This is a genomic window from uncultured Roseibium sp. (assembly GCF_963675095.2).
In the GTDB taxonomy this organism is placed as follows: Bacteria; Pseudomonadota; Alphaproteobacteria; order Rhizobiales; family Stappiaceae; genus Roseibium.
Window position 1 is genome coordinate 88,863 of record NZ_CAXXSJ010000037.1, and the last position, 14,297, is coordinate 103,159.

General features: G+C 62.3%; 16 protein-coding genes. 5 read left to right on the plus strand and 11 right to left on the minus strand.

What is annotated here, in order from left to right:
* Nucleotides 1-2 precede the first annotated feature (2 nt).
* Genes ABIN98_RS14755 through atpD form a run of 8 tightly spaced genes read right to left on the minus strand, consistent with a single transcriptional unit; the run spans nucleotide 3 to nucleotide 5,808 of the window.
* Nucleotides 3-1,550 (minus strand): alternate F1F0 ATPase, F1 subunit alpha, encoded by a 1,548-nt coding sequence (locus ABIN98_RS14755; protein ID WP_346911115.1) that lies wholly within the window; start codon nucleotides 1,548-1,550, stop codon nucleotides 3-5.
* On the minus strand, nucleotides 1,543-2,340 hold the full coding sequence (locus ABIN98_RS14760; RefSeq protein WP_346911117.1) for a hypothetical protein: 798 nt from the start codon (nucleotides 2,338-2,340) through the stop codon (nucleotides 1,543-1,545). The genes ABIN98_RS14755 and ABIN98_RS14760 overlap by 8 nt, the downstream gene beginning before the upstream one ends.
* A 3-nt stretch (nucleotides 2,341-2,343) precedes the next feature.
* On the minus strand, nucleotides 2,344-2,622 hold the full coding sequence (locus ABIN98_RS14765) for a F0F1 ATP synthase subunit C (protein ID WP_346911119.1): 279 nt from the start codon (nucleotides 2,620-2,622) through the stop codon (nucleotides 2,344-2,346).
* Nucleotides 2,623-2,624: 2 nt separating this feature from the next.
* Complete coding sequence (locus tag ABIN98_RS14770; protein WP_346911121.1) at nucleotides 2,625-3,353, minus strand: F0F1 ATP synthase subunit A; 729 nt, start codon at nucleotides 3,351-3,353, stop codon at nucleotides 2,625-2,627.
* A complete protein-coding gene (locus tag ABIN98_RS14775; RefSeq protein ID WP_346911123.1) occupies nucleotides 3,353-3,640 on the minus strand; it encodes an ATP synthase subunit I in 288 nt (95 codons plus the stop codon). The genes ABIN98_RS14770 and ABIN98_RS14775 overlap by 1 nt, the downstream gene beginning before the upstream one ends.
* 47 nt (nucleotides 3,641-3,687) lie before the next feature.
* Nucleotides 3,688-4,020, minus strand: a complete 333-nt coding sequence (locus tag ABIN98_RS14780) for an AtpZ/AtpI family protein (RefSeq protein ID WP_346911125.1) — start codon at nucleotides 4,018-4,020, stop codon at nucleotides 3,688-3,690.
* Entirely contained in the window at nucleotides 4,017-4,406 is a 390-nt protein-coding gene (locus ABIN98_RS14785; RefSeq protein ID WP_346911127.1) for a F0F1 ATP synthase subunit epsilon, read from the minus strand. The genes ABIN98_RS14780 and ABIN98_RS14785 overlap by 4 nt, the downstream gene beginning before the upstream one ends.
* Entirely contained in the window at nucleotides 4,396-5,808 is a 1,413-nt protein-coding gene (atpD, locus tag ABIN98_RS14790) for a F0F1 ATP synthase subunit beta (protein ID WP_346911128.1), read from the minus strand. Before atpD ends, ABIN98_RS14785 begins: the two co-directional genes overlap by 11 nt.
* Before the next feature lie 414 nt (nucleotides 5,809-6,222).
* Between atpD and hemA the strand changes: the two genes are divergently transcribed.
* Nucleotides 6,223-7,437 (plus strand): 5-aminolevulinate synthase, encoded by a 1,215-nt coding sequence (gene hemA / locus ABIN98_RS14795; protein ID WP_346911129.1) that lies wholly within the window; start codon nucleotides 6,223-6,225, stop codon nucleotides 7,435-7,437.
* Nucleotides 7,438-7,735: 298 nt separating this feature from the next.
* Here hemA and ABIN98_RS14800 read toward each other — a convergent pair whose 3' ends face one another.
* Complete coding sequence (locus ABIN98_RS14800) at nucleotides 7,736-8,539, minus strand: creatininase family protein (protein WP_346911130.1); 804 nt, start codon at nucleotides 8,537-8,539, stop codon at nucleotides 7,736-7,738.
* Nucleotides 8,540-8,721: 182 nt separating this feature from the next.
* Here ABIN98_RS14800 and ABIN98_RS14805 point away from each other — a divergent pair, with 182 nt between their 5' ends.
* Together ABIN98_RS14805 and ABIN98_RS14810 are read left to right on the plus strand one after the other, a co-directional pair.
* Nucleotides 8,722-9,774, plus strand: a complete 1,053-nt coding sequence (locus tag ABIN98_RS14805; protein WP_346911132.1) for a putative metalloprotease CJM1_0395 family protein — start codon at nucleotides 8,722-8,724, stop codon at nucleotides 9,772-9,774.
* Between the two features lie 114 nt (nucleotides 9,775-9,888).
* On the plus strand, nucleotides 9,889-11,028 hold the full coding sequence (locus ABIN98_RS14810; protein ID WP_346911134.1) for an MFS transporter: 1,140 nt from the start codon (nucleotides 9,889-9,891) through the stop codon (nucleotides 11,026-11,028).
* 53 nt (nucleotides 11,029-11,081) lie between these two features.
* Here the strand turns inward: ABIN98_RS14810 and ABIN98_RS14815 are convergent, their stop codons facing one another.
* Nucleotides 11,082-12,425 (minus strand): 8-oxoguanine deaminase, encoded by a 1,344-nt coding sequence (locus tag ABIN98_RS14815; RefSeq protein WP_346911136.1) that lies wholly within the window; start codon nucleotides 12,423-12,425, stop codon nucleotides 11,082-11,084.
* Nucleotides 12,426-12,671: 246 nt separating this feature from the next.
* On the opposite strand from ABIN98_RS14815, the gene ABIN98_RS14820 reads away from it, so the two are divergent.
* Nucleotides 12,672-13,148 (plus strand): hypothetical protein, encoded by a 477-nt coding sequence (locus ABIN98_RS14820; RefSeq protein ID WP_346911138.1) that lies wholly within the window; start codon nucleotides 12,672-12,674, stop codon nucleotides 13,146-13,148.
* A 9-nt stretch (nucleotides 13,149-13,157) separates the two neighbouring features.
* Here the strand turns inward: ABIN98_RS14820 and ABIN98_RS14825 are convergent, their stop codons facing one another.
* Complete coding sequence (locus tag ABIN98_RS14825; protein WP_346911140.1) at nucleotides 13,158-13,547, minus strand: RidA family protein; 390 nt, start codon at nucleotides 13,545-13,547, stop codon at nucleotides 13,158-13,160.
* 368 nt (nucleotides 13,548-13,915) lie between these two features.
* Here ABIN98_RS14825 and ABIN98_RS14830 point away from each other — a divergent pair.
* Nucleotides 13,916-14,297 (plus strand): ABC transporter substrate-binding protein (locus ABIN98_RS14830; protein WP_346911142.1); only part of this gene is annotated, 382 nt, incomplete at its 3' end.

A 14,297-nucleotide genomic window follows, 5' to 3' on the forward strand; every position in this document is an offset into this window, starting at 1 on the left:
GATTAGCTCCCGCCGGTGTCGGGCAGCAGGACCTGCAAGGCCTGTTTCATCGTATCGATCAGGCGGTCGCGGTCGTCGTCGCCCAGTTCCTCGTCGCCTTGAATGCGGGTGCAGATCTGGGCGCAATGTTGGCTCGCGGCCTCGCAGACGCGTTTTTCCGCTTCCGCGATCCGCTCCGGCGGGACCCGGTCGAACAGGCCGTTGGTCGCGGCCAGCAGCGCGACGATCTGATCGACCACGGACATGTGCGCGTGTTCGTTCTGCTTGAGGATTTCCCGCACCCTCAAGCCCCGGTCGATCTTCATCCGGGTTTCCGGATCGATCTGGGTGCCGAAGCGGGCGAAGCTCTCCAGTTCCTCGAACTGGGCATAGAACAGGCGCAGGTCGCCGGCGACGGAGCGATAGGCGGGAAGCTGGGTTTTGCCGCCGACGCGGCTGACGGATTCGCCGATGTCGATGGCCGGAAGCTGGCCTTTTTCGAAAAGACCCGGCGACAGGTAGATCTGCCCGTCGGTGATCGAGATCAGGTTGGTCGGCACGTAGGCCGAGATGTTCTGCGCCTGGGTTTCGATGATCGGCAGGGCGGTAACGGAGCCGCCGCCGAATTCGTCCCTGCGACGGGCGGAGCGTTCCAGAAGCCTGGAATGGATATAGAAGATGTCGCCCGGATAGGCCTCGCGTCCCGGCGGGCGGCGCAGCAGCAGCGACAGTTCCCGGTAGGCGCGGGCGTGGCGGGTCAGATCGTCATAGACGATCAGGACGTCGCGGCCTTTCTCCATGAAGTGCTCGGCCATGGATGTCGCCGCATAGGGGGCTACGAACTGGAGCCCGGGCGCCTCATCGGCGCTGGCGACGACGACGATGGTCCGCTCCATCGCGTTGCCCGCGCGCAGGGCCTGGATCACACGGGCGACGGCGGAGGCCCGCTGGCCGATGGCGCAATAGATCGAAACGACACCGCTGTCGTGCTGGTTCAAAATGGTGTCGACGGCGATCGCGGTCTTGCCCGTCTGCCGGTCTCCCAGGATCAGTTCCCGCTGGCCCCGCCCGATCGGGATAGCGGCGTCGATGGCTTTGATCCCGGTCTGGAGCGGGACGTTGACCGGCGCGCGATGCATGATCGGCAGGGCGGGGCGCTCGATCGGCAACCGGGCTTCGGCCCGGATAGCCTTTCCGTCGTCCAGCGGCTGACCCAACGGATCGACCACCCGGCCGAGCAGGGCGTCGCCGACCGGCACATCCACGACCCTGCGGGTGCGCATTACGGTGTCGCCGGGGCGGATGTGCTCCGTGGGCCCGAGCACGATCACGCCGGTCCGGTCCTCACCAAGACTGGAGGCAATGCCCATTTCGCCGTGGGGGAAGGAGACCAGTTCGTCGGCATATAGGTCGGTGAAGCCGGCGATTTCGGCAATGCCGCTGCCCACGCTGAGGACCCGTGCGATATCGGCGACTTCCAGCGTGGCCTCGGTCTTGTCCAGGACCTCGTCCATCTGGTCGAAGAGTTTGTCAGTTAGATCTTTGGGCAGGTCCTCGGGCAACTCAGGCATTGGTTTGCCCTTCCGGCTTCGGGGTGCCCATTCCTGCGGCGTCCAGGGTGTCGCGGACAAGGTCGTCCAGCTTCTTCAGATAGCTGCCGGCCGACCACTCGACGATCTCCTCGCCCAGGGTCAGGCGGATGCCGAGGACCACGTCCTCGTCGGTGCGGTAGTCGAACTCGATATTTGTGCCCAGATTGTCGTGAACGGCCTGCGCGATGAGGCTGCGGGCATCGGCGGGCAAGTCGATGCCGCATTCGATCACCGCCTCGCTGTCGGGCCTGCTGGCCGCAGCGCGCAGACGGGTCTTGTTGTCCTCTGCCAGCGTCTCCATGCGCCGGGCGAATTCCTTGGCAATCTGTGTGGCGAGATCCGTATTGGCGAAGTCGGACAAGGTGCGGCGGACGACTTTGACCACCTGATCGGCCATGCGTTTGCGCAGCTGGCGCACCAGTTCCGTCTTTTCCTCTTCCAGGTGCTCCTGCCAGTTGCTGCGCTTTTCATCGAATTCCTTGCGGAGGTCCTGCTCCAGCCGGTCCTTCAGTGCTTCGGCCTCTTGGCGGGCCTCGGCCAGGACTTCCTCGGCACGGGCGTCGAGGTCCTGCTGCCGTTCGCGCAAGGCCTTTGCTTCCTGCTCCGCTTCTTGCCTTTGCTTGCGCGCATCGGCCAGGCGCTCCTCGATGCGGGCTTCACGCTTCGCCATGGCACGCGTGATCGGCGCGTAGAGGAAACGCTGCAGCAGCCAGATCAGGACCAGAAAATTCGCTATCTGCGCGGCGATCGTCAGCCAGTCGAGCTCCAAGGTTTATCCTCCGGCGGCCTGGGTGGCTTGCGTGACGAACGGGTTTGCAAACAGAAGAATCATGGAGACGACAAAGCAATAGATCGCCGTCGATTCAATCATGGCCAGGCTGACGAACAGGGTCCGGGTGATCGTGTTCGACGCATCCGGCTGCTGGGCGATGGCGAGCAGCGCCTGGGAGGCCGCCCGGCCTTCGGCCAGGGCCGGTCCGATGGCGCCGAACATGGTCGTCATGCCGGCGGTGAAAACGGACACGATTTCGATCCATGGAATTTGTTCCATATTCATTCTCCGGGAGTTTGGATTTCGTCTGAGGGGCTGGCAGCTTCCGCTTCTTTCGGTCCGTGCCGATGGGTCTTCGATGCGGAGGCGATATAGACCATCGCCAGAACGGCGAAGATGTAGGCCTGAACCAGGCCGGTGAGCAGGCCGAGAAGCTGCATGATGATCGGAAAGAAGAAGGGGGCGATACTGATCAGGATGCCGACGATGATCGAGCCGCTCATGATGTTGCCGTAGAGACGGACGGCAAGGGCCAGCGTCCGCGACACCTCGCCGATGACGTTGAACGGCAGCATCATGAAGGTCGGTTCGGCATAGCTTCGCAGATAGGCGAGCAGACCGCCCCTGGCGATGGAAAACATCGGCACCGCGATCAGGACACAGATGGCCAGCGCCGCCGTCGTCGACAGGGATCCGGTCGGCGGTTCGTACCACGGCAGAATGGTGAGGAGGTTCGAGGTCGCGATGAACAGGAACAGGGTTCCGATGAAGGGGAGGTAGCGCAAGGGGTCTCCCGCCCCGATATCGGCGATCTGATCGCGAATGCCGCTGACGATCACTTCCAGCAGGACCTGCCAGCGGGAGACGGTTTCTCCTTCGGACAGGCGGGAGGTGATCGACCAGGACCCGAGCACCAGGATGGCCATGATGGCCCAGGTGAACACGATCGTCGCGTTCAGCCTGAGGCCGTGCCATTCGTAAATGATCCACTGGTCCGGACTGATTTCCATTACCGGGTGCCTTCAGGGTTTTTCTGTTTGGCGATGCGCGTTGCCGAGAAGCGGACGATCACGAACCCGGCGACGGCGGCGGCCAGTTCGTAAAGCCCGAACTTGCCGAGGACGAACCACGCCATGGCGCCACCGACCAGCGCAAGCCGCCCGAGCGTGCTGGCGGCAAAGACCCACCCCGGCCCGCCGCCCGTGAAGCTGCGGACGGCAAACCACAGCATCACGAAATAGGCGGCACCCAGAATGGCTCCGACGGAAAAGGCGATGACAAGGGGGAAAGGGGACATGTCAGGCGTGGCCCTCCGTCGGCGAACTCACGCAGCCGTTCAGTGTCTTAGTCTTCATCATCGTCATCATCCTGACTTTCCCGCTGAACCCAGTACCAGGCGTTCATGCAGCCAAGGGCCACGCCGGCCAGAAGCATGGCGAGCGTCCAGGAAAACTTCGGGTTTGAAATCATCCGGTCGTCCATCCACACGCCCAGGGCGGTGCCGAGCACGGTTGGAATGGCGACCGCCCAGCCCACGAGGCCGAACATGCCGAGGCCGTAGAGTTCGCTCTTTCCTTCCCGCAGGTGGGCTTCCCTTTTGCGCTTTGCCTTGCGGGCGATCTCGTCGGCCTGTCTGCCGGCGCTTTCATCGTAGCTGTGTCTGTCCTTGCGGGTCATGCGGACTGTTCCAGATCGAGGAAGCGGCGGACCATCTGCGCCTCCAGCCGGGCCAGCGCGGAGCGGGCCGCTCTTTCATTCTCGTCGAGATCCCGGAAGACCTCCTGCACGCGGTCCTGCAGGCTTTCAAGATCGTGCCCGAGGATCGCGTTGCTTGTCGAGACGAGGACTTCCTCGGCGGATTTCACCAGGGTTCCGGCGCGAATGCCGGCGTAACACTCGGTTCCATCCGTCGTCTCGTAGGTCAGGATGCCCGGAACCAGTTGCGAGACGAAATCGATGTGGTTGGGCAGCATGCCGAAGGCGCCGTCGGGCCCTTCGGCCACGATCCGGTTGACCTCGATATCGAGAAGGATCTTTCTGGGTGTGACGATCTTAAGCTGCATCAGTCTTGGTCCCTGCCGCCGCTTTATCGCGTTCCAGATCACCGACAGTGCCGATCATGTAGAAATCGCTTTCCGGACGGTCGGCGAATTCATCGGCGAGAATGCGTTCGCAGGAGGTGAGCGTGTCCTCCAGGCGGACGAAGGTCCCTGGATTTCCGGTCATCTTTTCGGTGGAGAAGAACGGCTGGGTCAGGAACCGTTCCAGGCACCGCGCCCGTTTGACCACCGCCCGGTCCTTTTCCGACAATTCCTCCAGGCCCAGCATGGCGATGATGTCCTTCAGCTCCTCGTATTCGGCAAGCGTGTTGCGGACGGCGCGGGCGACAGTGTAGTGGCGGTCGCTCACCGTGCCCGGTGTCAGCATCTTGGAAAACGAGGTCAGCGGATCGATCGCGGGATAGATGCCTTCCGAGGCCTTCTTGCGCGACAGCACGATCGAGGCGGACAGATGCGAGAAGGTGTGGGTGGCGGCCGGGTCGGTAAAGTCGTCGGCGGGCACATAGACGGCCTGGATCGAGGTCATCGTTCCCTTGTCCGTGGAGCAGATCCGTTCTTCCAGATCGGCCAGTTCCGTGCCGAGGGTCGGCTGGTAGCCGACGCGTGACGGCATTCGTCCGAGGAGGCCGGAGACTTCGGATCCCGCCTGCACGAAGCGGAAGATGTTGTCGACCAGCACCAGAACGTTGCGGCGCAGGTCGTCGCGGAAATACTCCGCCATGGTCAGGGCCGCGTGGCCGACCCGGAACCGGACGCCGGGGCTTTCGTGCATCTGTCCGAAGACCATGATGGTCCGGTCGAGGACCTTGGCCGCTTCCATCTCGCGGTAGAGTTCCTCCGCCTCGCGGCAGCGTTCGCCGACGCCGCAGAACAGGCAGATCCCCTCATATTCGGCGACCGTGTTGTGGATCATCTCGGTGATCAGCACGGTCTTGCCGACCCCGGCACCGCCGAACAATCCGGCCTTGCCGCCCTTTTCCAGAGGGCTCAGCAGATCGATCGCCTTGATGCCAGTTTCGAAGATCTCGCTTTCGACCCGGCGTTTGGACAGGGGGACCACGTCCCCGTGGATCGACCGCCGGGGCAGGTTGGCGAGCGGCTCCTTGTTGTCGATCGTCTCGCCGAACAGGTTGAGCATGCGGCCGAGCAGGTCTTCGCCGACCGGCACGGTCAGCGGTCGTCCCGTGTCGTGTACGGCAAGGCCCAGGCGCAGTTCGGACGAGGGGTTGAGAACCAGTCCGCGCGCGATATCGGCGCCGGGCAGGGTTGCGACCTCGATATCGATTTCGGGATCGGACAGAGCCACGAGGTGATTGCCGATTTCCGGCAGGCGGCCGGTGAAACGGACATCGGCAACGCCGCCTTCCAGGGCAACGATGTGTCCAATATTCCGTCCGTCCGCCATGAAGGATCCTGCCTGTGACTGAATTCCGGGGCGCTGCTTATGAAAGGATAGGTGACTTACGTTTTATTTAAAACGTTTAGTGCGGTGCGGGATGAGACACATTGACCGCGATCAACACCCGCGAACGGTGGGTTCTGTGAATAGTTCCCCATGGCATTCCGAAAACTGCCTATAGTTTCCAACCAGGGCCCGTTAACTTTTCAATTGCATATTTACATGGCCGCGTGAGGGTGCCAAACCGTGGTTTGCCGGCTCAGGCAGCGAAGGGATGCGACGAATGGCCCTTAAGAAAATTTGACTGAATGGCTGGCTTTGAGATAGCGCAATGATAGATTGCTTTTTTGGCATGTAAAAAAGCCCCACTAGAAAATGCACCACTGGACGCAGGTGCCTGAGTATTGGGAGAGGTTACTGATGGATTATGACGCGCTGTTCCAGGATCAGCTCGATCAGCTGAAGGAAGAAGGCAACTATCGCCTCTTCGCCGATCTTGAACGCCGTTGCGGCTCCTTCCCGAAAGCCGACAATCATGTCGGCGACGAGCAGCGTGAAGTCACCATCTGGTGCTCCAACGACTATCTGGGTATGGGCCAGCACCCGAAGGTCATCTCGGCCATGCACGAGGCTCTGGACCATTGCGGTGCGGGCGCGGGCGGCACGCGGAACATCTCCGGGACCAACCATTACCATGTGAAACTGGAAAACGAGTTGGCCGACCTGCACGGCAAGGAAGCCGCTCTGCTGTTCACCTCCGGTTACGTGTCTAACTGGGCGGCCCTCTCCACCCTCGGGTCGCGCCTCAAGGATTGCGTGATCCTGTCCGATTCCATGAACCACGCCTCCATGATCGAAGGCATCCGCCATTCGCGTGCGGAAAAGGTGATCTGGAACCACAACGACGTGGCCGATCTGGAGCGCAAGCTCGCCGCGATCGAACCGCACCGGCCGAAGATCGTCGCTTTCGAGAGCGTCTATTCCATGGACGGCGATATCGCCCCGATCGAGGCCATCTGCGACGTCGCCGATAAATACGGCGCGATGACCTATCTCGATGAGGTGCATGCGGTCGGTCTCTATGGCCCGCGCGGCGGTGGCATTTCCGAACGTGACGGCGTCGCCGACCGGGTGACCCTGATCGAAGGCACGCTGGGCAAGGCCTTCGGCGTGGTCGGCGGTTACATCACCGGCTCGGCCGCTCTAGTCGACTTCGTGCGCAGTTTCGCCAGCGGCTTCATCTTCACGACGGCCCTGCCGCCGGCGGTTGCCGCAGGCGCCACGGCCTCGATCCGTCACCTTAAGGAAAGCGAATTCGAGCGCGCACGGCATCGTGCGGCGGTCGCCAAGCTGCGCGCGCGCCTCGATGCGGCCGGCATTCCGCACCTGGACAATCCGAGCCACATCGTTCCGGTGATGATCAAGGATCCGGTCAAGTGCCGGATGATCAGTGACATCCTGCTGGATCAGTACGGTATCTACATCCAGCCCATCAATTATCCGACGGTCGCCAAGGGCACCGAGCGTCTGCGGATCACGCCTTCGCCGATGCACTCGGACGCGGATCTCGACCGTCTGGTGCACGCGCTCAACGACCTGTGGTCCCAATGCGCCCTTGCCCGCGCGGTCGCCTGATCGCGCGCAGGAGACGGCGCTTCGTTCGCTGAGGCAGCTGTGAGTGATGACAGCTAGCGTCCTTGCTCCCGTCTCCCCCCTTGAGGGGGAGATGTCACCGACGGTGACAGAGGGGGGTAACGGCGGCGGCGTCACACTTCAGTGCTGCGATATTCCGATAGGCTGACACCCCCCTCTGTCCGCATACGCGGACATCTCCCCCTCAAGGGGGGAGACGGGAACAAGCGGTGTGGCCGTCACAGTTTCAGCGTTCGGACCGGCGGTGAGGTTACTCTGTATTTTCAGATGCCGACGCCACTCAGGCGTCCGGCGTCCACAGCCGGTTGATGTCGAACGCGTGAATGTCCTTCATGAGGTCGACGAAGGCCTCGGCGGCCTTGTCCAGAGACTTCTTGCCCTTTTCGGCGCTGGCGTTGGCCGCGTTGCCGACGGCACCCTTCGGGTTGAGGTCCTGGGACTTCCAGCCGAACTGCTGCGGTCCGTGCCCGCGCAGATACTTGAACTCCTTGATGAACTCCTGCTGGGAGGACTTGAAATCCTCTGCCTGATCCATGCGTACAAGCTCCGGATGGAGGTGCAGCATGATGGAGGTTTCCACGTCGCCGCCATGGATGCCGTAGACGAATTCGCCTTCCGGGAAGACCCCTTCAGGCTGTCCGAAGCGGGACCAGGCGGTGGCGGTGACCAGCATGTCGTGCTTTACCCTGAGTTCCCGGGCGACGATGTCGATGATCGGCACGTTACCACCATGGGAATTGATCAGGACCAGCTTGCGGATGCCGGCGCGCGCGACGCTGTCGCCGATGTCCAGCCAGGCCTTGGTCAGTGTGTCCCAGGAGAGGGTCAGGGTACCGGGCGAAGAGATGTGCTCGTTCGACTTGCCGATAGCCTGGGTCGGCAGGAAGGTGACGGGCAGGTCTTCCGGAAGCAGTTCCAGGACACGGGCGATCTGACCTTCGGCGATGGCGGTGTCCGTATAGACCGGGAGATGTGGCCCGTGTTGTTCGATGGCGGCAACAGGAAGGACGGCGATCCAGTCCTTGGTGGACGGATCCCTGAAATCCATCGTTGTCATTTCGTGCCAATAACGTCTTGGAAGCATTCTACTCACCTTCAGCGGAGATCTTGTTGCGGCGGACCATACCGCGCTGCAACGTAATCGTCAGGTGGGGCGATGTCTATTTTTCATATTCCTGAATTCTAAGGCCCGACCCTGGTCCCTCACGGAAATCTGATGACGAGCGTTAAGGCGCGTTAAGGTTTCGATAGGCGGTTGCACGGACAATGTTCGTCATGATCGGCGCCTTGTTGTCCAGTTCCGCCGCACGCAGCCTTGCCGCAAGCAGGACTGTGGGGTTCGGCGCAGGCACCTCCGAAGAGAAACTGCCTCTTCGGGGGGACGACTGTGAGTGCGAGACTGACGAAAAGAGACAGGCCAAACAAGCAGCGACCCAGCCGCCGGCAGTTCCCCCGTTGGACACCAATGCGATCCTGGCCCTGCAGGGGGTCGATGCGGAGGAGTTCGCAGCGCTCAAGCAAGACCCGAACGGCACGGCTGGTCAGGCGCCCGCACAAGGCCAGGAGCAGGGCGAGGAAGACGGGCAGGGTATAGCCATCAGTGGGGCGGATACCACCGGCAATCCGGCGACCGCGACGCAGGCGGAAGAGGACGAAGGCACCAACAAGGCGGACGGGCTTTCCGAAAGTGAGGAAAAACAGGTCAAGGAGCTGAAAGAGCGCGACCGAGAAGTGCGTGCCCACGAGCAGGCCCATGCCCGGACCGGGGGAGGCCATGCGGGCGCGCCGAGCTATACCTACCAGCAGGGACCGGACGGAAAGCGCTATGCCATCGGCGGCGAAGTCTCCATCGACACTTCGGCAGAACGAACGGCGGAAGCCACGATCCGCAAGATGCAGGTCGTCATCCGCGCCGCGACCGCGCCCGCCGAACCCTCTTCCCAGGACCTGAAGGTCGCGCAGCAGGCACGGGCGCAATTGCAGGAGGCCCAGGCACAGGCTCGCCAGGAGCGCGCCGCCGAACAGTCCGGTGGTGACGAAACGACCGGTGCTGCGGGTGCCGAAGGGTCTTCTGCTGCCGGCGCCGGTCCGTCCGCTGCCGAAAACGGCTCTGGCCAGAACGGTGCGAACCAGAACGGCTCGAACGGTGGTGGAGATACCAGCAGGGGAGGTCTCTTCAGTGCCCCTGCCAGCTCCGGATCGGGACGTGATGACGGCGCTTCATCGTCGGCAAACAGGGCCTATTCCGATGCCCTGCAGCTGTTTCAGCAAGCGAACACGGAACGGGCTGCGGAACGCCGGAACGGGCTTTACGCCTGATCGCATTGCGGACGGTTTTCCGGGCTTGCCCGCTTCGTGATTTTCGAACTACTGTCGCCGCCGAAATCTTCTGTGCGGGGCAAGACCCGCATGTCTCTCCAACACTGAGAACCGATGCAAGCTGTGAAGGCGCGGCGCGCCGTTGCGACGATCTTTTTTCTATTGGGAACGCTGATCGGGATTTGGGCGTCGCGCATCCCGGATATCAAGGCCATCCTGAAGCTCGATGAAGCCGGGTTCGGCCTCGTGCTGCTTGCCATGGCGCTTGGCGCCTTCGTTGCGTTTCCGATCGTTGGTCGGCAGATCGACCGGATTGGGGCCGCCCGCATGGCCCGGTGGCTTGCCGTGCTCACGCTCGTCCTGTTCGTCAGCCTGGCGGCGGGCACGACGGTGTGGGTCATGGTGCCCCTTGCCTTCGTCGTCGGCTTTCTGATCGGGGCGCTGGATATCGCGATGAATGCCTGGGGTGCGGAAGTGGAACAGGCGCTGCGCAAACCGGTCATGTCCTCCTATCACGGGCTTTACAGCCTGGGCGCCGGCGTCGGGGCGGCGGCGGGTGCCGGAGCGATCCGGCTTGGGTTGAGCGTCCCGCAGCATTTTATCCTCTGGGGTCTGTTGATGGCGGTCATGCTCGCTTTCGCTCTGCGGGTTCCCTGGACTTCGGAACGGCAGGCGCCGGAGAAGAAAAAGGGGCCGCTGCTGGCACTCCCGAAAGGCGCCCTGTTTTTCGTCGGCATCATGGCGCTGATTGCCGCGCTGGGCGAGGGAGCCGTGACCGACTGGGCCGCGGTTTACCAGATCGAGGAACTCGGCTTCGGCAGTTCACAGGCCGCGATCGGCTTTGCGCTGTTCTCCGGCGCCATGGTCATCATGCGTCTGTCAGGCGACAGGCTGATCGCCCGCTATGGCCCGGTGCCGGTTGCCCGGCTCAGCGGACTGGCCGCCGCCATCGGCGCGTTGTTTCTGGTGTTGGGATCTCATATCTGGCTGATCTGGATCGGCTGCGTGGTCATGGGGCTCGGCAACGCGGTCATCTTTCCGCTCGCCATGTCCCGTGCCGCGGCCGATCCGGTCATGTCCAAGGGGGCGGCCCTTGCCGCCGTGGCGACGCTCGGCTACGGGGCATTCCTGTTCGGCCCGCCGGTCCTGGGCTTCATCGGCACGGCGGTGTCGCTCCGCGCAGCCTTCGGGCTGGTCGCCGTGCTCGCCCTCTTCATTTTCCTGCTGGCCGGGGCCTTGAAGGTGGAAAAGTAGACGGAAGTGTAGAGAGACTACGGGGCGTTTTGCGCCCCGCAGCACTTGTTGTCTCAGAGGCTTTCCAGGAACCGCTTGGCGGCCTGGCCGTGTTCGTAGCGCAGTTCGCCAATGTCGATACCGGTCGGAACGCCGTCGGCAACCTTCCACTCACCGCCGATCATGACCCGGTCGGCGGTATGCGCTCCACACAGCACCAGGGCCGCCAGCGGATCGCCCGCGCCGGAGAAGCGCAACTCATCGAGGGTGTAGAAGGCCATGTCGGCCATCTTGCCGACCTTGATCGCACCGATGTCGTCGCGGCCGAGGCAGCGGGCCGAGCCTTCGGTCGCCCAGCGGAAGGCGTCGTAATGGGTCACGGAGGCCGCGTCATAGGTCAGCCGGTTGATCATCAGCGCGTGACGCACGCCCTCGATCAGGTTGGAATTGTCGTTGGAGGCTGAGCCGTCCACGCCGAGACCGACCGGACTGCCGGCGGCTTCCAGTTCCTTGGTCCGGCACTGGCCTGAGGCCAGCACCATGTTGGATGTCGGGCAGTGGCAGACACCGACACAGGCATGGCCGAGGCGCTTGACCTCATCGTCGGTGAAGTGAATGCCGTGGGCGAGCCAGACCCGCTCGTTCAGCCAGCCGCACTCTTCCAGGTAATCGACCGGGCGGCAGTTGAACTTCTCCAGGCAGTAATTGTCCTCGTCGATGGTCTCGCCCAGATGGGTGTGCAGCCGGCAATCGTATTTTTCGGCCAGGGCCACACTGTCCTGCATCAGGCGCTTGGTGACCGTGAAAGGCGCGCAAGGAGCGAGGGCGACCTGAAGCTTCGAGCCCTTCGAGGTGTCGTGATATTTCGACAGCACCCGCTCGCAGTCGGCGAGGATCGTGTCCTCGTCCTGAACCACGGTATCCGGCGGCAGGCCGCCGTCCTTCTGGCTGAGGTTCATGGAGCCGCGGGTGATGGTCATGCGCACGCCGACCCGTTCGGCTTCCTCCGCCTGGATGTCCATGGCCTCTTCAAGGCCATCCGGGAACAGATAGTGGTGGTCGGAGGCGGCGGTGCAGCCGGACATCATCAGCTCGGTCAGTGCCAGGCGCGATCCGAGGCGGAAATTGTCGGGTTTCACGTTCTTGGCCCAGATCGGGTAGAGCGTCTGCAGCCAGGGAAACAGTTCCTTGTTGATCGCCTGCGGGTGGGCGCGCGTGAGCGTCTGGAAGAAATGGTGATGGGTGTTGACGAGGCCCGGCGTGATCACGTGCCGGGAGGCGTCGAAGGTCTGGTCGACCGGCAGCATCGGTTCCTTGCCGGAGGCGACGAGTTCGACGATGACACCGTCTTCCACGACGACGCCCCGCTCCGCGCCTTCGGCGAGAATCGCGATGGGGTCCTTGATCCACAAACGCATTGAAATGGTCCTTTTTCACGGACCTGCAGGCTTAGATAACAGCCCGATACATCTCAGGCTGTCCGAGTTCCGCGCAGGGAAATTAAGTCTGTTGAGGCGCGCCTCGCGCGAAGTCGCACCGGCCGATTGGCCGAGGGTCATTCTTTATGCGGTTTCGCGGCAAGCGCAAGTCTCACATGGAGGGTTGTTAAAAATGCGGCCCTATTCAATGATCGGCATCGCGCAACCTGGGGGCGAAGTCGATTTATGGACACTGGCAGAATTTCACCACTTCACCTGTTGGCGCTGGTCGAATCCATGGGCGAATTCAGGACAGGTATCAGAGGGGCCCTGGTTCCCAAAGTTCGGCCTCTTGTTACGATCGAGCAGTTTTTCAAAGGATCCGGAGGTCAGGCCTCCCTATGGTACAACCTGTGGCGGGAGCCGGAATATGTCGATGAGATGGAATTCTGGAAAGGCTTACGGAACAAGGATACGGTCTGGGATGTCCTCATAAGCCTGACCCAGTTGGAATACTTCAACATACCATTCGATGCGGACACGTGGGTTCATTCGGATCACGTCGTGATCATTACGAGCTCGAGCCCGGAAGAGGTGCTTTCCTGGTTTCCGGAATATACCGCACCGGAATTCATAATGGATGAGTGGGCGGAGGAGGGCTTTGTTTCAGCGAAGGTCTTCGTGCCGAGAGGAATGAAACCTCTGCTGTTCTGGTATGACTAGGGTCAGGACCTAATCCGCCTTCGCGGCGATCACCTCGACTTCCACGACGAACTCCTCGCGGGTAAAGCCGCCGACGATCATCAGGGTCGATGCCGGTGGCGGATCGGCGGTGAACTCGTCCCGGATCTTCATGTAGCCAGCCATGTGTTCGCGGCCGGTGACATAGGCGTTGATGCGCACGATGTCCTGATACCACATGCCGGCCCCCTGCAGGATCGCGCCGATGTTTTCAAAGCAGAGGCGGGTCTGTCCCTCCACGTCCGGGGGGATGGTGTCGTCTTGCGCGATGCCGAGTTGGCCGGAGGTGAAGACAAGCCTGTGGCCGGCTGGAACCTCTACGGCGTGGCTATACCGGGCAAAGGGGGGGCGGATGGTGGATGGGGTAACGGCTCGCACCATGGAACCTGTCGCCTTTCTGTTACGAAGATGTGTTTGTGGAAGCTTAGCCTGCGCGGAGGGTTGCGCAAGCGAGGTCGCTGCTGAAGCTTGTGGCATTTATCCGGCAAAGCTGCATAATAAATAGGCAGGTTTGTGGTTCGGAAGACCTCGATTCTTGTTCGGTGGCGTAAAAATCGAAACAGGCGAGCCGGGGAATCGTCCCGGTTTTCGGCAGGCGAGCGGTTTTGGCACGGGGTTTGCTTTTTTAGTCCCCGCATGATTGCCTGACCCGCTCCCAGGGCCTGTGGAGGCACAGCGGCAGAGCACGTATCGGGACCCTCGGTGAGCGGCCACGGTGCATTTTGAGCGTATAGGAGACGGTAGACAACATGCATATCCTCAAGACTCTCGGCGTCGCTGCAGCGGCCCTTTCCTTCACCACGAGCGCCTTCGCCCTCGATGAAGTGAAGTTCGGAACCAACTGGCTCGCACAGGCCGAGCACGGCGGCTATTACCAGGCGGTCGCCGACGGTACCTACGAAAAGTACGGCCTCAAGGTCACGATCGTTCCGGGCGGACCGCAGGCGGCCAACCGGGCACTGCTCCTGGCCGGCAAGATCGATTTCTACATGGCCGGCAACATGCTGCAGCCGTTGAACGCGCTGGCTGAAGACATCCCGCTGGTCGAAGTGGCCGCGATTTTCCAGAAGGACCCGCAGGTCCTGATCGCGCATCCGGATCAAGGTCTCGAAAAGTTCGAGGACCTGGCCA